Genomic DNA, 19,412 nt, shown 5'->3' on the forward strand with positions numbered 1-19,412 from the left:
CGAACCTTCGAAGTCGATGACGGCAGATTTACAGTCTGCTCCCTTTGGCCGCTCGGGAACCCCACCACGGGGTATTGCTTAATACTGGCCTGCTCCCGTTTCGGGAAGCGGGGCGCATCATACCAAATGATGCGCCGCTGTAAAGCCTTCCTTCGATAAAAACGAACCGTTTGCCTGCTTTTTATGCGTAACGATGCAAAGCTAATCAGTTCATTTAGCAGGAGATTACAGAATGATTGTCCGGTTACCGTAAACAAATACGCGCTGCGCGAGCACCTGATACAGCGCCCGGCTGAGAACATTTTTCTCCACGTCGCGCCCGGCTCGCATCATGTCGTCGCCAGTGTAGGTGTGATCCACGTGAATCACATCCTGCATAATGATCGGGCCTTCATCCAGATTATCGTTAACGTAATGGGCGGTCGCGCCGATAATCTTAACACCACGTTCGTATGCCTGATGATACGGACGTGCGCCGATAAAGGCGGGCAGGAACGAATGGTGGATATTAATGATCTTGTTTGGGAAACGCGCCACGAAAGAAGGTGTCAGAACGCGCATATATTTTGCCAGCACCACGTAATCTGGCTGATGCGCTTCGATGGCGGTCGCCATCAGATTGTCATGATCTTCGCGAGACAGCCCTTCATGGCTGACCAGCTCAAATGGAACGTCAAAACGTTCAGCCAGCGGGCGCAGAGTGTCATGGTTACCAATAACGGCAGCGATTTCCACATCCAGACCACCATAGTTGGCTTTCATTAACAGGTCGCCAAGGCAATGAGCCTCTTTGGTGACCAGAATGACAATGCGACGCCGGCCGGCCGGGTTCAGCTCGCGCACGGAACCTTCCGGTAAGGCGCTGTCGAGATCGGCGAGCAACGTGACATCGTTAAAGATGCCTTCCAGCTCGGTACGCATGAAAAAGCGTCCCGTACGGTGATCAACAAATTCATTGTTCTGCACGATGTTCAGCTCGTGCTTGTAGCAAATGTTGGTAATGCGGGCGATAAGCCCTTTCTGATCGGGGCAAATAGTACGGAGAACTTTACGTTGTAATGAATGCATTGCCGGGAAAATCCTGTTGACGGTGTGTGCTGTATGTTGACGGCGGCGTTACTGGCCGCAGCATTTTTTAAATTTTTTACCCGAACCGCAAGGGCAGGGATCGTTACGACCAATCAATGGGCGAGTACCATCAATATAATACCATTGGCCGTTTTCTTTTAAGAACCTTGAACGTTCAATAATAGCCCCCGTCTTATTGTGTTCACGAAAACGGGCGACGAAACTGACAAAGCTTTCATTTTCATGGCGTCCTTGTTCTGTCGCAAAGACGGTGAGACCCAGCCATTCAGTATCGGCGAATCCGCGTTCGATATCGCCGCGAAAAAGGGCTGCCTGGCAGGATGAGTGCCAGGTTTTTAGCAAATAATCGGCATCTTTCATCACAAAAGCGGTGTAACGGGATCGCATAAGTTGTGACGGATCCGGCGCAAGCTGAGCGCCAGACAGATAACGCTGGCAACATAGGCTATACTCGAGAGCGCTGCCGCAGGGGCATAGTGGTGACAAAGTTGCCTCCCTGGAACACCAAAAAATAACGGCGCAGTCGCGCCAGGTAGCACTATGTTAACTGAGCAGTGGCGATGTGGCTACGCCTGAGACGGGAGGATGTCCACCGGTAATAATGAGAAAGGTGAAAATTGGTCTGGCGCTGGGATCGGGTGCCGCACGAGGTTGGTCGCATATCGGTGTGATTAAAGCTCTGCAAAAAATGGGTATTGAAATAGACATTGTTGCGGGCTGCTCCATTGGTTCTTTGGTGGGAGCAGCCTTTGCCTGTAACCGCCTGGACTCGCTGGAAAAGTGGGTCTGTTCATTCAGTTACTGGGATGTGTTACGTCTGATGGATCTTTCCTGGCGACGTGGCGGCTTGCTCCGTGGCGAGCGGGTGTTTTCCCAGTACCGTCAAGTGATGCCCTGTGAGCAAATTAATGACTGCGAGCGTCGTTTTGCTGCGGTGGCGACCAATCTGAGTACCGGACGTGAGCTTTGGTTTACGGAAGGTGATTTGCACCTTGCTGTTCGCGCCTCCTGCAGTATTCCCGGCTTGATGTCGCCGGTGATGCATAACGGTTACTGGCTGGTGGACGGCGGCGTGGTTAATCCGGTTCCGGTGTCGCTGACGCGAGCGCTGGGGGCTGATATCGTGATTGCTGTCGATCTTCAGCACGACGCGCATCTGATGCAACAGGATCTACTGTCAGTCAGTGCGCCGGATGACATCAACGATGACGACGATCTGACATGGCACGGGCGCCTCCGGGCGCGTATGGGCCGTATGAGCTCCAGGCGCTCGGTTCCAACGCCGACCGCGATGGAGATCATGACGACGTCGATACAGGTACTGGAAAACCGGTTAAAACGAAATCGTATGGCGGGTGATCCGCCAGATATCTTGTTGCAACCTTTTTGTCCGCAAATCTCCACACTCGATTTTCATCGGGCCGCGTCGGCTATTGCTGCCGGACAGCTCGCTGTTGAGAAAAAGATGGATGAACTGCTGCCGCTTGTGCGCACGGACATGCAACAACGAATTTTTTGACTACTTCAGCAAAATCTGACAGGCGATACTGCGGATAGCATGCCACTATTTACGTATCGTCAGCCAGGGGAGATACCATGACGCAGCCATTGGCGGGAAAACAGATTCTGATTGTCGAAGACGAACCCGTTTTCCGCACTCTACTCAATTCATGGCTTTCATCTCTGGGCGCGTCGACGATCCTGGCAGAGGATGGCGTGGATGCGTTGGAGAAGATGACTCACCATAAGCCTGACCTGATGATCTGTGATATCGCCATGCCACGTATGAATGGTCTGGCATTGATCGAACATCTGCGCAACGAAGGCGCCCAGATGCCCATTCTGGTTATCTCGGCGACCGAAAATATGGCGGACATCGCCAGAGCGTTACGCCTTGGTGTTCAGGACGTTCTGCTTAAACCAGTGAAAGATTTCGATCGGCTCAAGGAAACAGTCTTCGCGTGTCTTTACCCGAATATGTTCAATTCCAGGGTGGAAGAGGAAGAGCGGCTTTTCGATGACTGGGATGCATTAACCAGTAATCCTCACGCTGCCGCGAAATTGCTTCAGGAATTGCAGCCGCCAGTTCAGCAGGAAATATCTCACTGCCGTATAAATTACCGCCAGCTGGTTTCGGCGGATAAACCAGGACTGGTGCTGGATATTGCACCTTTATCTGATCACGATCTCGCCTTTTATTGTCTTGACGTTACGCGAGCGGGTGATAATGGCGTTCTTGCTGCTTTATTATTACGCGCACTTTTTAATGGATTGTTGCAGGAGCAACTATCACATCAACGACAGCGTTTGCCTGAAATGGGAAGTTTGCTAAAACAGGTCAACCAGTTGCTCCGTCAGGCCAATTTACCCGGTCAGTTTCCTTTGCTGGTGGGCTATTATCATAGTGGGCTAAAAAATTTGATCCTCGTGTCAGCCGGACTGAATGGAACATTGAATACCGGAGAGCATCAAATACAGATTAGCAATGGTGTTCCGCTTGGCACTTTAGGTAATGCTTACCTTAACCAAATTAGTCAGCGCTGTGTTTCGTGGCAATGTCAAATTTGGGGTGCGGGCGGGCGATTACGCTTAATGTTGTCTGCGGAATGAGCGATCAGCGCGCAAACGACAGATAGCTTTTCACGCTTATCTGGCGCGGTGATACTATCCATACAGTTATGCGTATAAATCCTAATTCAAGGTTAGCGCGTCCTTTTCAGACCCGGCTTGCATGACGGTACTGATATACTCAACGCGTTATTAATAACGAGCACGTTCAAAGTTTGAACAGTTCAGGAGATTTCAATGGCTGCCCTAAATTCAAAAGTCAGAAAAGCCGTCATCCCGGTTGCGGGGTTAGGTACCAGGATGCTACCAGCGACCAAGGCTATTCCGAAGGAAATGCTGCCACTGGTGGATAAACCATTAATTCAGTATGTTGTTAATGAATGCATTGCAGCCGGTATTACTGAAATTGTACTGGTCACGCACTCGTCCAAAAATTCTATCGAAAACCATTTTGATACCAGTTTTGAACTCGAAGCGATGCTGGAAAAACGTGTTAAGCGCCAGTTGCTGGAAGAAGTTCAGTCTATTTGCCCGCCGCATGTGACAATTATGCAGGTGCGTCAGGGGCTGGCGAAAGGTCTGGGACACGCAGTGCTTTGTGCGCATCCGGTGGTCGGCGACGAGCCGGTTGCTGTTATTCTGCCGGACGTGATTCTGGATGAATACGAGTCTGATCTTTCTCGCGATAACCTCGCCGAGATGATTGCCCGATTTAATGAAACGGGCGCCAGCCAGATCATGGTTGAGCCGGTTGACGACGTTACCGCTTACGGCGTTGTAGACTGCAAAGGACAGGCTCTGGCGCCGGGTGAGAGCGTTCCAATGGTTGGCGTGGTTGAAAAGCCAAAAGCCGATGTCGCGCCGTCTAACCTCGCTGTTGTGGGCCGCTACGTTCTGAGTGCCGAAATTTGGCCGCTGCTGGCGAAAACGCCTCCGGGAGCAGGTGATGAAATTCAGCTGACCGATGCCATTGATATGCTTATCGAGAAAGAAACGGTTGAAGCCTATCATATGAAAGGCAAAAGCCACGATTGTGGTAATAAACTCGGATATATGCAGGCTTTCGTGGAATATGGTATCCGCCATCATGACCTGGGCGATGAGTTTAAACAATGGCTGGGCAAGGCTATTAGCTAACTGAGCGATAGCCTCACTCGCTAAAACCGGGGATAAACGCCAGTGACTGTGCGGTTATCCCCGGTTTTTTTATTGTCTGCCCGTCATCAATTCGACGATTTTTTACAATCTGATAAAGCTTCAGACAAAAAAAATCCCGCTGGTGCGGGATTTATTAAGAATGAGAAAATCAGTCTTTGATCAGGAAATCGTCCAGAGATTTACCCTGCTCATCCATGGCTTTTTTGATAACTGCCGGGGTACGACCCTGGCCTGTCCATGTTTTGGTTTCGCCGTTTTCGTCAACGTAGCTATATTTAGCCGGACGAGCTGCGCGTTTGGCTTTAGTTCCAGATTTAGCTGCTGCCATGCTGTTCAGCAGTTCGTTTGGATCAATACCGTCAGCAATCAGCATTTCACGATATTGTTGCAACTTACGAGTGCGCTCTTCGATTTCTGCCGCAGCAGCGCTTTCTTCTTCACGGCGCTCATTAACGACAACTTCTAATTTTTCCAGCATCTCTTCCAGCGTTTCGAGGGTGCATTCTCTTGCCTGCGCACGAAGAGTACGGATGTTGTTCAGAATTTTAAGTGCTTCGCTCATTGTAGTAATCTCAAACTTATATTGTGGGGTGGTTTGTTGAGCTAATAATAGAGCGATAAATTCAGATGTGCAATAGGGGACAATGTAAGGAATTCAAAATTACCCGATATTTGTCGCCATTATTAATTAATGGAAGTTAAATTTTCGCGTCAGCTCACAACATTCACAGTTATTGCTATCAAGGGAAAGGTAAGGGTACCTCAGGCAAACTCTGATGTTTTTGCACAGAAACCCTGCGGAATTAGCCGGGGTGTGGATAAATATCAGCCTTAAGTATTAGGAAAATGACTTATCGTTAACCCTTGTCAGCTTATTAGAATCCGAATCATCACCGGATGAAACCAGCTTAAAATGCTTTTCTGGATTGTTGTAGGATGCTATCGACTATAACAACAGGTTAAATCCCTTGTAGATAGAGTGTTATTAGTGATTAGTGTTACCGAAAGTTTGTAAAAACCAGTCACTTACCCCGGCAAAGAAACAGTTTGAAGCGTCTTCGCTGTGACCCGAGTGGAATATGATACAATTCGCAGCGTGATATAACATTTTGATCGGGGTTACCGCGCCAATGGCACAACTTTATTTTTACTATTCGGCAATGAATGCCGGTAAATCGACCGCTTTGCTACAGTCTTCCTACAATTACCAGGAGCGCGGGATGCGGACGCTGGTATATACAGCAGAAATTGATGACCGTTTTGGCGCGGGCAAGGTTAGCTCAAGAATAGGGCTGTCATCCCCGGCAAGGCTCTTTAATCAGCAGTCCGCACTGTTTACCGAGATTAGCGAAGAACACGCACGTGAGCCGATTAATTGCGTATTAGTCGATGAAAGCCAGTTTCTGACGCGTCAGCAGGTCTATGAACTCTCCGAGGTGGTAGATACGCTGGATATCCCGGTGTTGTGTTACGGCCTGCGTACGGACTTCCGGGGCGAGCTATTTACTGGCAGCCAGTATTTGCTTGCCTGGTCAGATAAACTGGTCGAACTGAAGACTATTTGTTTTTGTGGACGTAAGGCCAGCATGGTATTGCGCCTCGATCAGGCGGGACGTCCGTTTAATGAGGGTGAGCAGGTGGTCATTGGCGGCAACGAACGCTATGTCTCTGTATGCCGCAAGCATTATAAAGAGGCGCTTGCAATAGGCTCTCTTACCCGTATTCAGGAACAGCACCGGATATCCCGCTCAGGCACGGAACAGGGCGTCTGAGCCGTTCAGGATGTTTTTGCGATATAAAAAAAGCCCCGTCATCTGACGGGGCTTTTTATGACTTACGGGTTGCGTCTAATTAAGCGGTTTTTTTCGCTTTCTTGTCTGCTTTAACCGGCGCTGCTTCTTTCTTCTCTGCTGCAGCTTCACCTTCGGTGAAAGCGCGTCCGTAGTAGGTATCCAGCAGGATCTGTTTCAGCTCGGAGATCAGCGGGTAACGCGGGTTAGCGCCAGTACACTGGTCATCGAACGCATCTTCAGACAGCTTGTCAACGTGTGCCAGGAAGTCAGCTTCCTGAACACCTGCTTCGCGAATTGACTTAGGAATACCCAACTCGGCTTTCAGGCTTTCCAGCCATGCCAGCAGTTTCTCGATCTTCGCAGCAGTACGGTCACCCGGTGCGCTCAGACCCAGATGGTCGGCGATTTCAGCGTAGCGACGGCGAGCCTGCGGACGGTCATACTGACTGAAAGCTGTCTGCTTGGTCGGGTTATCGTTCGCGTTATAACGGATAACGTTGCTGATCAGCAGGGCGTTAGCCAGACCGTGCGGGATATGGAACTGTGAGCCCAGTTTGTGCGCCATGGAGTGACAAACACCGAGGAAGGCGTTCGCAAACGCGATACCGGCGATAGTCGCTGCACTGTGAACACGTTCACGGGCAACCGGGTTCTTGGCACCTTCGTTATAAGACGCCGGCAGGTTCTCTTTCAGCAGTTTCAGTGCCTGCAGAGCCTGGCCATCGGAGAACTCAGAGGCCAGCACGGAAACGTAAGCTTCCAGCGCGTGAGTCACGGCATCCAGACCACCGAAGGCACACAGTGATTTCGGCATATCCATCACGAGGTTGGCATCAACAATCGCCATATCCGGCGTCAGCGCATAGTCAGCCAGCGGATATTTCTGACCGGTGGAGTCGTCAGTCACAACCGCAAACGGGGTCACTTCTGAACCGGTACCGGAGGTGGTGGTGACGGCGATCATTTTCGCTTTCACGCCCATTTTCGGGAACTTGTAGATACGTTTACGGATATCCATAAAGCGCAGCGCCAGTTCTTCGAAGTGAGTTTCCGGGTGTTCGTACATTACCCACATGATTTTCGCGGCGTCCATCGGGGAACCACCGCCCAGCGCGATGATCACGTCTGGTTTGAAGGAGTTCGCCAGTTCAGCACCTTTGCGTACGATGGTCAGCGTCGGGTCAGCTTCAACTTCGAAGAACACTTCAGTTTCAACGCCAGCGGCTTTCAGCACGGAGGTGATCTGATCAGCGTAACCGTTGTTGAACAGGAAGCGGTCAGTCACGATCAGCGCGCGTTTGTGACCATCAGTAATCACTTCATCCAGTGCGATTGGCAGTGAGCCACGACGGAAGTAGATAGATTTCGGAAGTTTGTGCCACAACATGTTTTCAGCTCGCTTAGCAACGGTTTTCTTGTTGATCAGGTGTTTCGGACCAACGTTTTCAGAGATGGAGTTACCACCCCAGGAACCACAACCCAGAGTCAGGGAAGGTGCGAGTTTGAAGTTGTACAGGTCACCGATACCACCCTGAGAAGCCGGGGTGTTGATCAGGATACGCGCGGTTTTCATCATCTGACCGAAGTAGTTCACGCGTTCTGGCTGGTTGTCCTGGTCGGTATACAGGCAGGAGGTATGACCGATACCGCCCATCGCAACCAGTTTCTCAGCTTTATCAACCGCGTCTTCGAAGTCTTTCGCACGGTACATCGCCAGGGTCGGAGACAGTTTTTCGTGTGCGAACGGTTCGCTTTCGTCGACAACTTTCACTTCGCCAATCAGGATCTTGGTGGTGGCCGGAACGGTGAAGCCAGCCAGTTCAGCGATTTTATACGCCGGCTGACCCACGATAGCCGCGTTCAGCGCGCCATTTTTCAGGATGATGTCCTGAACGGCTTTCAGCTCTTTGCCCTGCAGCAGGTAGCCGCCGTGGCTGGCGAAACGTTCGCGAACTGCATCATAAACAGAGTCAACAACGACAACGGACTGTTCAGAAGCACAGATAACGCCGTTATCGAAGGTTTTGGACATCAATACAGAAGCTACAGCACGTTTGATATCAGCGGTTTCGTCGATAACCACAGGCGTGTTACCCGCGCCTACGCCGATTGCCGGTTTACCGGAGCTGTAAGCCGCCTTAACCATGCCCGGACCACCGGTCGCCAGGATAAGGTTGATATCCGGGTGGTGCATCAGCGCGTTGGACAATTCAACAGATGGCTGATCGATCCAGCCGATCAGGTCTTTTGGCGCACCCGCAGCGATAGCGGCCTGCAGAACGATGTCCGCCGCTTTGTTGGTAGCATCTTTAGCACGCGGATGCGGAGAGAAGATGATGGCGTTACGGGTTTTCAGGCTGATCAGCGATTTGAAGATAGCCGTTGAAGTCGGGTTAGTGGTCGGAACGATACCGCAGATGATGCCGATAGGTTCAGCAATGGTGATAGTCCCGAAGGTGTCGTCTTCAGACAGCACGCCGCAGGTCTTTTCATCTTTGTATGCGTTATAGATGTATTCAGAAGCGAAGTGGTTTTTAATCACTTTATCTTCGATGATACCCATGCCGGATTCGGCAACGGCCATCTTAGCGAGAGGGATTCGAGCATCTGCAGCGGCCAGGGCGGCAGCGCGGAAGATTTTATCTACTTGCTCTTGAGTGAAACTGGCATATTCACGCTGGGCTTTTTTGACGCGTTCAACGAGCGCGTTAAGTTCAGCGACATTAGTAACAGCCATAATGCTCTCCTGATAATGTTAAACTTTTTTAGTAAATCAGCTGCACGCTAAATCAGTATAGACAGCACGTTTGTTGCTTGCGTAAGGGCCAGCAAAACAGCTGATTACTTACGATCCCGATTCACAGATTTACTAAAAGAGCCTCACCTCAGGCACCACTAACGAATGACGCTGTACTCCCTGGTGGCGTAAGCAAGATTACTCACTTCTGAGTACAAATTACGTGATCTGGATCAAGATAAACCTAAGCTGACACCTTTCAGCAGCCCATTTCACGGCATTTGTAGCAATTGTGACGGAATCGTTTTCAATGGCAGGACGACATTAACATAAACTAAATGAATATATAACACCCTGTAATGAAGCCATTTTTTAAGAAGAATTGAGGTGAACTATACTCGTAAAAAGCGTATCTTCAGCGCGGATAACAGGCTGTGTCCCGCTTTACACGCGAGAGGCTCAGCATCGCGATTGTGATCTAACCGATCACAGCCTTGCTTTATATTTACGTCAACGACCCATTTTGATGAGCCTGCGGAGCTGAGCGTGATTCAAACCTTGTTTGATTTTCCCACGTACACCAAATTTTTTATCGGGCTTTTTGCTCTGGTTAACCCGGTCGGGATTATCCCTGTCTTCATTAGTATGACCAGCTACCAGACGGCCCCGGTCAGAAACAAAACCAATCTTACCGCCACACTGTCGGTTGCCATTATTCTCTGGACGTCACTGTTTTTAGGGGATGGCATCCTGCAATTATTTGGTATTTCTATCGATTCCTTCCGTATCGCGGGCGGCATTCTTGTCGTTACCATTGCGATGTCGATGATCAGCGGCAAACTGGGTGAAGATAAACAGAACAAGCAGGAAAAATCAGAAACAGCGATCCGCGAGAATGTCGGCGTTGTGCCGCTGGCATTGCCGCTTATGGCGGGGCCGGGGGCCATCAGTTCCACCATCGTCTGGGGAACCCGTTATCACAGCCTGGCGCACCTGATTGGCTTTTCTATTGCCATCGCGCTTTTTGCCTTCTGTTGTTGGGGCGTTTTTCGTCTCGCCCCCTGGCTGGTACGTCTTCTGGGGCAAACCGGTATTAACGTTGTCACCCGTATTATGGGTCTGTTGCTGATGGCGCTGGGCATCGAATTCATCGTCACCGGTATAAAAGCGATTTTCCCGGGTCTTCTGAGCTGAATCTGTCTGCTGCGAAACGGCGCATTCTGCGCCGTTTCCGCTTTAATATTCGCAAATCATATCAATTTATTTGAAAAACGCATTTAGCATAATCTTTTCTGATATTCATTTAACGTATTGTATATCAGTAGGTTAGGTGCCTGCTGTGTGTTTGCACATCCGGCAGAAACCGCCCTGCGATGTTATTTCTGTCACATGATACTCTTGGGCTTGCTGTCGGATAATTGAAATGATATTAGTAATTTCAGTTAACAGGCAGTTGAATGTGCTAAATAATAATCAATTGTTAAGTTTTTGTGCAAAAAACATCCACTCCTGGTTTCGACTGAAAGTGTTTTCTTATGCATCAGGTTAACTCACTGATAATATTACTGTTCGAGGGTCTTATAAAAAAGCACCGACAGGTTGCGACAGGGTAACTTGTTCAGTAAAAGAGAATTGCTTAACAAATTTGCAAATTGTATTGGCGACGCAGTAAGCCATTTGCTACTTTCCGGCCTGATGTACAGAGTAAATTGCACGTAAATGAGAACGGTTTTCATATAACCGCTCGTTACGAATAAAAAGACCAGACGCGTCCCGACAGGGGGGGCGTATAACGAATCGACGTAAGGTGGCCGTCCGAGCGACCGTAATGAAAAAGTCGGTGATAGCAAGCAGTAGAAAACGACCTGGCAGTTGCTAAAGCTCCTGCGCTGTACAGGAACCCGAACGGGAACATACAAGCTGGCAATCCAGCAATTATAAAGAGAGGAGTCACAACACAATGTCCATCATTACAAAAAAAAGTCTAATTGCAGCAGGTGTCTTCACTGCGCTAATCGCTGGCAATGCGGCAATGGCTGCCGATGTGCCTGCGGGTGTTCAGTTGGCAGAAAAGCAAACGCTGGTGCGTAATAACGGTACGGAAGTGCAGTCCCTTGATGCGCACAAAATTGAAGGGGTACCGGAATCCAACATTAACCGCGATCTGTTCGAAGGTTTAGTGGAAACTGGCGTTGATGGCCAGCCAGTGCCGGGTGTGGCGGAATCATGGGATAACAAAGATTTTAAAGTCTGGACATTCCATCTGCGTAAAGACGCAAAATGGTCAGACGGTTCGCCGGTCACGGCGCAGGATTTCGTTTACAGCTGGCAGCGCCTGGCTGATCCGAAAACCGCATCACCTTATGAAAGCTATTTGCAGTATGGTCATATCGCTAATATTGATGACATTATTGCCGGGAAAAAACCGGCGACCGATCTCGGCGTGAAAGCCGTTGACGACCATACGCTGGAAGTGACCTTATCTGAGCCCGTTCCTTATTTCTACAAACTGCTTGTTCACTCCTCCATGACGCCAGTACCTAAAGCGGCGATTGAAAAATATGGTGAGAAGTGGACCCAGCCGGCGAATATCATTTCCAATGGCGCCTATAAACTGAAAGAGTGGGTAGTCAACGAACGTATTGTTCTGGAACGTAACCCGAATTACTGGGATAACGCCAAAACGGTGATTAACCAGGTAACATATCTGCCAATTTCCTCTGAAGTTACTGACGTTAACCGTTATCGCAGTGGCGAAATCGACATGACCTATAACAACATGCCGATCGAGTTATTCCAGAAACTGAAAAAAGAGATTCCGAATGAAGTGCATGTTGATCCCTATCTCTGCACTTATTATTACGAAATTAACAACCAGAAAGCTCCGTTTACTGATGTGCGCGTCCGTACCGCACTGAAACTGGGTCTCGATCGCGACATCATCGTCAATAAAGTAAAAAATCAGGGCGACCTGCCTGCCTTCGGTTTCACCCCACCGTACACCGATGGTGCGAAACTGACAGAGCCGGAATGGTTTAAATGGTCTCAGGAAAAACGCAACGCAGAAGCGAAAAAACTGCTGGCCGAAGCAGGTTATACAGCGGACAAGCCGCTGACCTTTAATCTGCTCTACAATACCTCGGATCTGCATAAAAAACTGGCTATCGCCGTGGCGTCCATCTGGAAGAAAAACCTTGGCGTCAATGTGAAGCTGGAAAACCAGGAGTGGAAAACCTTCCTTGACACCCGTCATCAGGGTAACTTCGATGTGGCGCGTGCGGCCTGGTGTGCGGATTACAACGAACCGACATCCTTCCTGAACATGCTGCTGTCAAACAGCTCCAACAATACCGCGCATTATAAGAGCGAAGCCTTTGATTCTATCCTGGCAGATGCGCTGAAAGTGACCGATGAAGCGCAGCGTACTGCGCTGTACGACAAAGCAGAAATGCAGCTGGATAAAGATTCAGCAATTGCCCCGGTCTATTACTACGTTAACGCCCGCCTCGTGAAACCGTGGGTTGGTGGTTATACCGGTAAAGATCCGATGGATAATATCCACGTCAAGAACCTGTATATTATCAAGCATTAATGGCAATGCGTGGAGCGAGGGATTTTTCCTCGCTCCACTGTGTCTTATTTGAGAGCAGTGCAAAGGCACACGCCAGAAGGTACGGGCAATGTTAAAATTTATATTTCGTCGCTGTCTGGAAGCAATTCCGACACTCTTTGTTCTTATTACTATTTCCTTTTTCATGATGCGTCTCGCGCCGGGAAGTCCATTCACCGGTGAACGTACGTTGCCGCCAGAAGTCATGGCCAACATTGAGGCGAAATATCATCTCAACGATCCGATCCCTACCCAGTATTTCAGTTATCTGAAACAGCTGGCGCACGGCGATTTCGGTCCGTCATTTAAATATAAGGATTACTCGGTCAACGATCTGGTTGCAGCCAGTTTCCCGGTTTCTGCAAAGCTTGGGATGGCAGCCTTTTTACTCGCGGTGATCGTTGGCGTTACCGCAGGGGTAATTGCCGCGCTCAGGCAAAACACCGCATGGGATTATACCGTCATGGGTTTTGCGATGACCGGGGTGGTTATCCCGAGCTTTGTCGTCGCACCGCTACTGGTGATGGTTTTCGCGATCACGCTGCACTGGTTACCCGGTGGCGGCTGGAACGGTGGGGCACTGAAATTTATGATCCTGCCCATGGTGGCGCTGTCACTCGCGTATATCGCCAGTATTGCGCGTATCACCCGTGGCTCGATGATTGAAGTACTGCACTCTAACTTTATTCGTACTGCGCGCGCCAAAGGGTTGCCGATGCGCCGGATCATCTTCCGCCACGCGCTGAAACCCGCACTGCTGCCCGTGCTCTCCTATATGGGGCCTGCCTTCGTCGGTATTATCACCGGTTCGATGGTCATCGAAACTATCTATGGTTTGCCGGGCATCGGCCAACTGTTCGTTAACGGTGCGCTTAACCGTGACTACTCGCTGGTGCTGAGCCTCACGATTCTGGTCGGCGCACTGACGATCCTGTTCAACGCGATAGTTGATGTGCTGTATGCCGTCATCGATCCGAAGATCCGTTACTGATACTGGAGTACGCCATGATGCTAAGTAAGAAAAACAGCGAGGCGCTGGAACACTTCAGTGAAAAACTGGACGTTGAAGGGCGCAGCCTGTGGCAGGATGCTCGTCGACGCTTTGTCCATAACCGTGCGGCTGTCGCGAGCCTGGTTGTACTGATCCTGATTGCGCTTTTTGTCACCCTGGCACCGATGCTGTCACAGTTTACTTATTTCGATACTGACTGGGGCATGATGTCCAACGCGCCGGATAGCGAATCCGGGCACTATTTCGGTACCGACTCCTCCGGTCGTGACCTGCTGGTGCGTGTGGCGATTGGTGGGCGTATTTCGCTGATGGTGGGGATTGCCGCGGCACTGGTGGCGGTGATTGTTGGCACCCTGTATGGGTCGCTGTCCGGTTATCTCGGCGGCAAAATCGACTCCTTCATGATGCGCGTGCTGGAAATTCTCAACTCCTTCCCGTTCATGTTCTTTGTGATTCTGCTGGTGACCTTTTTTGGGCAAAACATCCTGCTGATCTTCGTTGCTATCGGGATGGTTTCCTGGCTGGATATGGCGCGTATCGTTCGTGGCCAGACGCTAAGCCTGAAGCGCAAAGAATTTATCGAAGCGGCGCAGGTCGGCGGTGTGTCGACCGCCAGCATCGTCGTGCGTCATATCGTGCCGAACGTGCTGGGCGTGGTGGTGGTGTACGCATCGCTGCTGGTTCCAAGCATGATCCTGTTTGAATCATTCCTGAGCTTCCTTGGCCTGGGTACGCAGGAGCCGCTCAGCAGTTGGGGGGCATTACTGAGTGATGGCGCCAACTCCATGGAAGTTTCTCCGTGGCTGCTGCTGTTCCCGGCAGGTTTCCTGGTGGTTACCCTGTTCTGTTTTAACTTTATCGGCGATGGCCTGCGTGATGCCCTCGATCCGAAAGATCGCTAAGGAGCACGGCCATGAGTACGATTGACATGGTAAAAACCCCGCAGCAGCAACAGTCATCGCTGCTGCTGGAGGTGAAAGATTTACGCGTGACGTTTAAAACGCCGGACGGCGACGTCACGGCGGTCAATGATCTTAACTTCAGCCTGAAAGCAGGTGAGACGCTGGGCATTGTGGGTGAATCCGGCTCCGGTAAATCCCAGACTGCCTTTGCGCTGATGGGGCTGCTGGCACAGAACGGCACCATCGGCGGCTCCGCGACATTTAATGGACGGCAAATTCTGAACCTGCCCGAGCGCGAATTGAACAAGCTGCGCGCAGAGCAAATCTCAATGATTTTCCAGGATCCGATGACCTCCCTGAACCCCTATATGCGCGTTGGCGAACAGCTAATGGAAGTGCTGATGCTGCACAAAAATATGGGTAAAGCGGAAGCGTTTGAAGAGTCGGTCAAGATGCTGGATGCGGTCAAAATGCCGGAAGCGCGTAAGCGCATGCGCATGTTCCCACATGAGTTTTCCGGTGGTATGCGCCAGCGTGTGATGATTGCGATGGCGTTGATGTGCCGTCCGAAATTGCTGATTGCGGATGAACCGACCACCGCGCTCGATGTGACTGTACAGGCGCAAATCATGACGCTGCTGAATGAACTCAAGCGTGAGTTTAATACTGCCATTATCATGATTACCCACGATCTCGGCGTCGTTGCCGGTATCTGTGACAAAGTGCTGGTGATGTATGCCGGGCGCACTATGGAATACGGTCAGGCGCGCGATGTGTTCTACCATCCTGCGCATCCGTATTCTATTGGTCTGCTGAATGCTGTACCGCGTCTGGATGCGGAAGGCGAGTCGCTGCTGACGATCCCGGGCAATCCGCCGAACCTGTTGCGCCTGCCGAAAGGTTGTCCGTTCCAGCCGCGCTGCCCGCACGCGATGGATATCTGCCACAGTGCTCCGCCGCTGGAGGAGTTCGCGCCAGGACGTTTACGCGCCTGCTTTAAACCGGTGGGAGACCTGCTATGAACGCCGTAATTGAAAATCGTAAAGTGTTGCTCGAAATTGCCGACCTGAAAGTGCATTTTGACATCAAGGATGGCAAACAATGGTTCTGGCAGCCTGCGAAAACGCTGAAAGCCGTGGATGGCGTCACCCTGCGTCTGTACGAAGGGGAAACGCTGGGCGTGGTAGGCGAGTCGGGGTGCGGAAAATCGACTTTTGCGCGTGCGATCATCGGTCTGGTAAAAGCGACTGACGGTAAGGTGGCGTGGCTGGGCAAAGACTTGCTGGGCATGAAACCGGACGAATGGCGCGACGTACGCAGCGACATCCAGATGATTTTCCAGGATCCGCTGGCCTCGCTGAATCCGCGAATGACCATCGGGGAAATTATCGCTGAGCCGCTGCGTACCTATCATCCGAAAATGCCGCGTCAGGAAGTTCGCGATCGCGTCAAAGCGATGATGATGAAAGTGGGCCTGCTGCCGAACCTGATTAACCGCTATCCGCATGAGTTCTCTGGCGGGCAGTGTCAGCGTATCGGTATCGCCCGGGCGCTGATCCTTGAGCCGAAACTGATTATTTGTGATGAGCCCGTTTCCGCACTGGATGTGTCGATTCAGGCGCAGGTGGTTAACCTGCTGCAACAGCTGCAGCGTGAGATGGGGCTTTCGCTGATCTTCATTGCCCACGATCTGGCGGTGGTGAAGCATATCTCTGATCGCGTGCTGGTGATGTATCTGGGTCATGCCGTCGAGCTTGGCACATACGATGAGGTGTATCACAACCCGCTGCATCCCTACACCCGGGCGCTAATGTCCGCGGTGCCGATTCCTGACCCCGATCTGGAGAAAGCAAAAGAGATCCAGTTGTTGGAAGGGGAACTTCCGTCGCCGATTAACCCGCCTTCAGGGTGCGTGTTCCGGACGCGCTGCCCGATTGCCGGACCGGAGTGCGCCAAAACACGACCAGTGCTGGAAGGGAGTTTCCGCCATGCGGTCTCCTGTCTGAAGGTAGACCCGTTATAATAAAAAGGCCGACATCAGTCGGCCTTTTTATTACTCACGCCACAGGATATGGCAGAATTTATGATCTTTTTCGCGACACAGCAGTATGCGGGCGAAAATATCATTGAGTTCACCGCCGTCAGTCTCCGCCAGGCCAATGACCACTTCGGCGAAGAAATCTGGATCGAGGTCGAAATCGACATGCTCCTGCCAGTCTTCTGAAGGGTCGAACAGTTCCGCGCCGCCACGCTCCTCAAACTGTAAATTAAACAGAATGATATCTGCCGGGTCGAGGTTATCGACCGCCAGTTCGAGAAATATATCGTAAGCCTGCTCAAGCGTTTCGTCTTCGGTCAGGCGATTGTTTAAATCCATATCCATGATGGCACCCAGTTAAAACATCTGATGGGCACGTTTTACAGCAACGGGCTGAAGAAGTAAAACAGTCGCTCGGCCATTCGTTGCCAGAGTGGTCGTTTTATCCATTCACTGGCGTCGAGCAGGCGAGAGCGGGAGATATAATCGTCCTGCACGGCTGCCAGATCACCGCCGAAACCAACGTCGTCAATTGCCAGCGTAATTTCAAAGTTCAGCCACAGGCTGCGCATATCGAGATTCACGGTGCCGACCAGACTTAATTCGCCATCGACCAGCACGCTCTTGGTATGCAGCAACCCGCCTTCAAACTGGTAAATTTTGACACCGGCGGCCAGCAGCTCGGAGAAAAAGGCCCGGCTCGCCCAACCCACCAGCATCGAATCGTTTTTCAGGGGCAGAATAATGCTGACGTCCACTCCACGCTGAGCGGCGGTACAGATGGCATGCAGCAGATCGTCGCTGGGGACGAAGTAAGGCGTTGTCATTATCAGATATTCACGTGCTGAATACGCTGCCGTCAATAACGCCTGGTGGATCAGGTCTTCCGGAAACCCCGGACCCGAGGCGATAGTGTGAATGGTGTGTCCACTGGCGGCTTCGAACGGCATGATATTGGCGTCTGGCGGCGGCGGGAGAATGCGTTTACCGGTTTCGATTTCCCAGTCGCAGGAGTAAATAATGCCCATCGCCGTGGCAACCGGGCCCTCCATACGCGCCATCAGATCGATCCACTGGCCCACGCCGGCATCCTGTTTAAAGAAGCGCGGATCAACCATATTCATACTGCCGGTGTAAGCAATATAGTTATCAATGAGCACCATTTTGCGATGCTGACGCAGATCCATACGCCGCAGGAAGACACGCATCAAATTCACTTTGAGCGCCTCGACCACTTCAATACCGGCGTTTCGCATCATCGTTGCCCATGGGCTACGGAAAAACGCGACGCTGCCGGCGGAATCCAGCATCAGTCGGCAGTGGACGCCACGACGGGCAGCCGCCATCAGCGACTCCGCCACCTGATCAGCCATTCCACCGGGCTGCCAGATATAAAAGACAATCTCAATATTATGGCGGGCGAGCTGAATATCGCGGATCAGCGCCTGCATCACATCATCCGTTTCGGTCATCAACTGCAATTGATTACCTTTCACCCCGGCGATGCCCTGACGGCGCTCACACAGTTTAAACAGTGATGACGCCACCGGACTGTTTTCCTCGGCGAAGATATGATTAAAGGCTTTAAGATCATGCAGCCATTTTGCTGTAGAGGGCCACATCGCCCTCGCACGTTCGGCCCGGCGTTTGCCTAAATGCAATTCTCCGACCGACAGATAGGCAATGATCCCGACGAGGGGGAGGATATAAATAATCAGCAACCATGCCATCGCAGACGGTACTGCGCGTCGCTTCATCAGAATACGTAATGTCACACCGGCAATGAGCAACCAGTATCCCAGAACCACCAGCCAACTCACCACGGTGTAGAAGGTTGTCATAACGATAAAAATCCTTTTGTATGCCAGATGTTAAGAGTTTACGCATAAGCACTGATCTGGCAAATAAAATGCGCGGTAAAACCGCTGGTCAGTCAGGGGGGAGCGGATATAATAAAGGCTCTTTCATTCTGAGAGCTGTAGAAATGAAGCATAGCAGAACGGAAGTGGGGCGCTGGCGCATGCTTAGGCAGGCGAATCGCCGTAAAGCCCGCTGGCTGGAAGCACAGTCGCGTCGCAATATGCGCATCCACTCCATCAGAAAATGTCTCGTCAAGCGGCAACGCCAGGCACTGGTCTTTGCCTTGTACGACATCTGAGCACAAAAAGGGCACCGCTTGCGGTGCCCATCGTTATTCTGACGGCGGGTTAAAAGGTTTTTTTGTATGGTTTAACCGCAACGTTGCCGTAAACACCGGCTGCGACGTACGGGTCATCGTTCGCCCAGGACTTAGCCGTTTCCAGCGATTCAAATTCAGCAATAATAATGGAGCCAGTAAAACCCGCGGCGCCAGGATCATTGCTGTCCACGGCAGGGAGTGGTCCTGCGGTCAACAGTCGGCCTTCATCCTGCAGGAGTTGTAGGCGGGCGAGGTGAGCAGGGCGGACGGATAAGCGTTTTTCGAGTGAGTCAGCGACATCTTCGGCGTAAATCACGTAAAGCACG

The 19,412-nt window shown here is 51.2% G+C and carries 18 protein-coding genes; 11 read left to right on the top strand and 7 right to left on the bottom strand.

Annotated features, from left to right (window positions below; all coding sequences use genetic code 11):
- Nucleotides 1–225: 225 nt before the first annotated feature.
- Both purU and GTGU_RS01895 read right to left on the bottom strand, forming a co-directional pair.
- A complete protein-coding gene (gene purU, locus GTGU_RS01890) occupies nucleotides 226–1,068 on the bottom strand; it encodes a formyltetrahydrofolate deformylase (RefSeq protein WP_038153822.1) in 843 nt (280 codons plus the stop codon).
- Between the two features lie 48 nt (nucleotides 1,069–1,116).
- Nucleotides 1,117–1,575, bottom strand: coding sequence for a YchJ family protein (locus GTGU_RS01895; RefSeq protein WP_038153823.1), 459 nt, complete (start codon nucleotides 1,573–1,575; stop codon nucleotides 1,117–1,119).
- Nucleotides 1,576–1,690: 115 nt separating this feature from the next.
- Between GTGU_RS01895 and rssA the strand changes: the two genes are divergently transcribed.
- The 3 genes from rssA (at nucleotide 1,691) to galU (ending at nucleotide 4,794) form a co-directional block, all read left to right on the top strand.
- Nucleotides 1,691–2,608, top strand: a complete 918-nt coding sequence (rssA, locus tag GTGU_RS01900; RefSeq protein WP_038153827.1) for a patatin-like phospholipase RssA — start codon at nucleotides 1,691–1,693, stop codon at nucleotides 2,606–2,608.
- Between the two features lie 77 nt (nucleotides 2,609–2,685).
- Nucleotides 2,686–3,699, top strand: coding sequence for a two-component system response regulator RssB (rssB, locus tag GTGU_RS01905; protein WP_038153829.1), 1,014 nt, complete (start codon nucleotides 2,686–2,688; stop codon nucleotides 3,697–3,699).
- Between the two features lie 195 nt (nucleotides 3,700–3,894).
- Nucleotides 3,895–4,794 (top strand): UTP--glucose-1-phosphate uridylyltransferase GalU, encoded by a 900-nt coding sequence (gene galU, locus GTGU_RS01910; protein ID WP_038153831.1) that lies wholly within the window; start codon nucleotides 3,895–3,897, stop codon nucleotides 4,792–4,794.
- 169 nt (nucleotides 4,795–4,963) lie between these two features.
- On the opposite strand, the gene hns is transcribed toward galU, so the two are convergent.
- Nucleotides 4,964–5,377: a histone-like nucleoid-structuring protein H-NS gene (gene hns, locus GTGU_RS01915; RefSeq protein ID WP_038153833.1), complete on the bottom strand. Its 414-nt coding sequence runs from the start codon at nucleotides 5,375–5,377 to the stop codon at nucleotides 4,964–4,966.
- Nucleotides 5,378–5,945: 568 nt separating this feature from the next.
- Between hns and tdk the strand changes: the two genes are divergently transcribed.
- The gene (tdk, locus tag GTGU_RS01920; protein ID WP_038153834.1) at nucleotides 5,946–6,587 is read left to right on the top strand and encodes a thymidine kinase; all 642 of its coding nucleotides are present in this window, start codon (nucleotides 5,946–5,948) and stop codon (nucleotides 6,585–6,587) included.
- Nucleotides 6,588–6,666: 79 nt separating this feature from the next.
- Here tdk and adhE read toward each other — a convergent pair whose 3' ends face one another.
- Complete coding sequence (gene adhE, locus GTGU_RS01925; protein WP_038153835.1) at nucleotides 6,667–9,345, bottom strand: bifunctional acetaldehyde-CoA/alcohol dehydrogenase; 2,679 nt, start codon at nucleotides 9,343–9,345, stop codon at nucleotides 6,667–6,669.
- 546 nt (nucleotides 9,346–9,891) lie between these two features.
- Between adhE and GTGU_RS01930 the strand changes: the two genes are divergently transcribed.
- From GTGU_RS01930 to oppF, 6 genes are all read left to right on the top strand, one after another.
- Nucleotides 9,892–10,539 (top strand): YchE family NAAT transporter, encoded by a 648-nt coding sequence (locus GTGU_RS01930; protein WP_038153837.1) that lies wholly within the window; start codon nucleotides 9,892–9,894, stop codon nucleotides 10,537–10,539.
- A 766-nt stretch (nucleotides 10,540–11,305) separates the two neighbouring features.
- Nucleotides 11,306–12,937 carry an oligopeptide ABC transporter substrate-binding protein OppA gene (oppA, locus tag GTGU_RS01935; RefSeq protein ID WP_038153839.1) on the top strand — a complete coding sequence of 544 codons (1,632 nt, stop codon included), beginning with the start codon at nucleotides 11,306–11,308 and terminating at the stop codon, nucleotides 12,935–12,937.
- A gap of 88 nt (nucleotides 12,938–13,025) precedes the next feature.
- Entirely contained in the window at nucleotides 13,026–13,946 is a 921-nt protein-coding gene (gene oppB / locus GTGU_RS01940; RefSeq protein ID WP_038153841.1) for an oligopeptide ABC transporter permease OppB, read from the top strand.
- Nucleotides 13,947–13,960: 14 nt separating this feature from the next.
- On the top strand, nucleotides 13,961–14,869 hold the full coding sequence (gene oppC / locus GTGU_RS01945) for an oligopeptide ABC transporter permease OppC (RefSeq protein WP_038153844.1): 909 nt from the start codon (nucleotides 13,961–13,963) through the stop codon (nucleotides 14,867–14,869).
- A gap of 11 nt (nucleotides 14,870–14,880) precedes the next feature.
- A complete protein-coding gene (gene oppD / locus GTGU_RS01950; RefSeq protein ID WP_038153846.1) occupies nucleotides 14,881–15,891 on the top strand; it encodes an ABC transporter ATP-binding protein in 1,011 nt (336 codons plus the stop codon).
- Complete coding sequence (gene oppF / locus GTGU_RS01955) at nucleotides 15,888–16,892, top strand: murein tripeptide/oligopeptide ABC transporter ATP-binding protein OppF (protein WP_038153847.1); 1,005 nt, start codon at nucleotides 15,888–15,890, stop codon at nucleotides 16,890–16,892. The genes oppD and oppF overlap by 4 nt, the downstream gene beginning before the upstream one ends.
- Before the next feature lie 30 nt (nucleotides 16,893–16,922).
- Here the strand turns inward: oppF and GTGU_RS01960 are convergent, their stop codons facing one another.
- The gene (locus tag GTGU_RS01960; RefSeq protein ID WP_038153848.1) at nucleotides 16,923–17,252 is read right to left on the bottom strand and encodes an HI1450 family dsDNA-mimic protein; all 330 of its coding nucleotides are present in this window, start codon (nucleotides 17,250–17,252) and stop codon (nucleotides 16,923–16,925) included.
- Between the two features lie 35 nt (nucleotides 17,253–17,287).
- Nucleotides 17,288–18,748 carry a cardiolipin synthase gene (cls, locus tag GTGU_RS01965; RefSeq protein ID WP_038153850.1) on the bottom strand — a complete coding sequence of 487 codons (1,461 nt, stop codon included), beginning with the start codon at nucleotides 18,746–18,748 and terminating at the stop codon, nucleotides 17,288–17,290.
- 143 nt (nucleotides 18,749–18,891) lie between these two features.
- Here cls and GTGU_RS01970 point away from each other — a divergent pair, with 143 nt between their 5' ends.
- Nucleotides 18,892–19,065 (top strand): YciY family protein, encoded by a 174-nt coding sequence (locus tag GTGU_RS01970; protein ID WP_156964003.1) that lies wholly within the window; start codon nucleotides 18,892–18,894, stop codon nucleotides 19,063–19,065.
- 49 nt (nucleotides 19,066–19,114) lie between these two features.
- On the opposite strand, the gene GTGU_RS01975 is transcribed toward GTGU_RS01970, so the two are convergent.
- Nucleotides 19,115–19,411, bottom strand: a complete 297-nt coding sequence (locus GTGU_RS01975) for a YciI family protein (RefSeq protein ID WP_038153853.1) — start codon at nucleotides 19,409–19,411, stop codon at nucleotides 19,115–19,117.
- Nucleotide 19,412 lies beyond the last annotated feature (1 nt).

It is taken from the genome of Trabulsiella guamensis ATCC 49490 (genome assembly GCF_000734965.1).
GTDB classification, from domain to species: Bacteria; Pseudomonadota; Gammaproteobacteria; order Enterobacterales; family Enterobacteriaceae; genus Trabulsiella; species Trabulsiella guamensis.

Excerpts from the sequence above, each read along its gene's own strand:
- rssA (WP_038153827.1), top strand. The coding sequence starts at position 1,691 with ATGAGAAAGGTGAAAATTGGTCTGGCGCTGGGATCGGGTGCCGCACGA.
- galU (WP_038153831.1), top strand. The coding sequence starts at position 3,895 with ATGGCTGCCCTAAATTCAAAAGTCAGAAAAGCCGTCATCCCGGTTGCG.
- oppF (WP_038153847.1), top strand. The coding sequence starts at position 15,888 with ATGAACGCCGTAATTGAAAATCGTAAAGTGTTGCTCGAAATTGCCGAC.
- rssB (WP_038153829.1), top strand. The coding sequence starts at position 2,686 with ATGACGCAGCCATTGGCGGGAAAACAGATTCTGATTGTCGAAGACGAA.
- hns (WP_038153833.1), bottom strand. The coding sequence starts at position 5,377 with ATGAGCGAAGCACTTAAAATTCTGAACAACATCCGTACTCTTCGTGCG.
- oppD (WP_038153846.1), top strand. The coding sequence starts at position 14,881 with ATGAGTACGATTGACATGGTAAAAACCCCGCAGCAGCAACAGTCATCG.
- adhE (WP_038153835.1), bottom strand. The coding sequence starts at position 9,345 with ATGGCTGTTACTAATGTCGCTGAACTTAACGCGCTCGTTGAACGCGTC.
- oppA (WP_038153839.1), top strand. The coding sequence starts at position 11,306 with ATGTCCATCATTACAAAAAAAAGTCTAATTGCAGCAGGTGTCTTCACT.
- cls (WP_038153850.1), bottom strand. The coding sequence starts at position 18,748 with ATGACAACCTTCTACACCGTGGTGAGTTGGCTGGTGGTTCTGGGATAC.
- tdk (WP_038153834.1), top strand. The coding sequence starts at position 5,946 with ATGGCACAACTTTATTTTTACTATTCGGCAATGAATGCCGGTAAATCG.
- GTGU_RS01970 (WP_156964003.1), top strand. The coding sequence starts at position 18,892 with ATGAAGCATAGCAGAACGGAAGTGGGGCGCTGGCGCATGCTTAGGCAG.
- oppB (WP_038153841.1), top strand. The coding sequence starts at position 13,026 with ATGTTAAAATTTATATTTCGTCGCTGTCTGGAAGCAATTCCGACACTC.
- purU (WP_038153822.1), bottom strand. The coding sequence starts at position 1,068 with ATGCATTCATTACAACGTAAAGTTCTCCGTACTATTTGCCCCGATCAG.
- GTGU_RS01960 (WP_038153848.1), bottom strand. The coding sequence starts at position 17,252 with ATGGATATGGATTTAAACAATCGCCTGACCGAAGACGAAACGCTTGAG.
- oppC (WP_038153844.1), top strand. The coding sequence starts at position 13,961 with ATGATGCTAAGTAAGAAAAACAGCGAGGCGCTGGAACACTTCAGTGAA.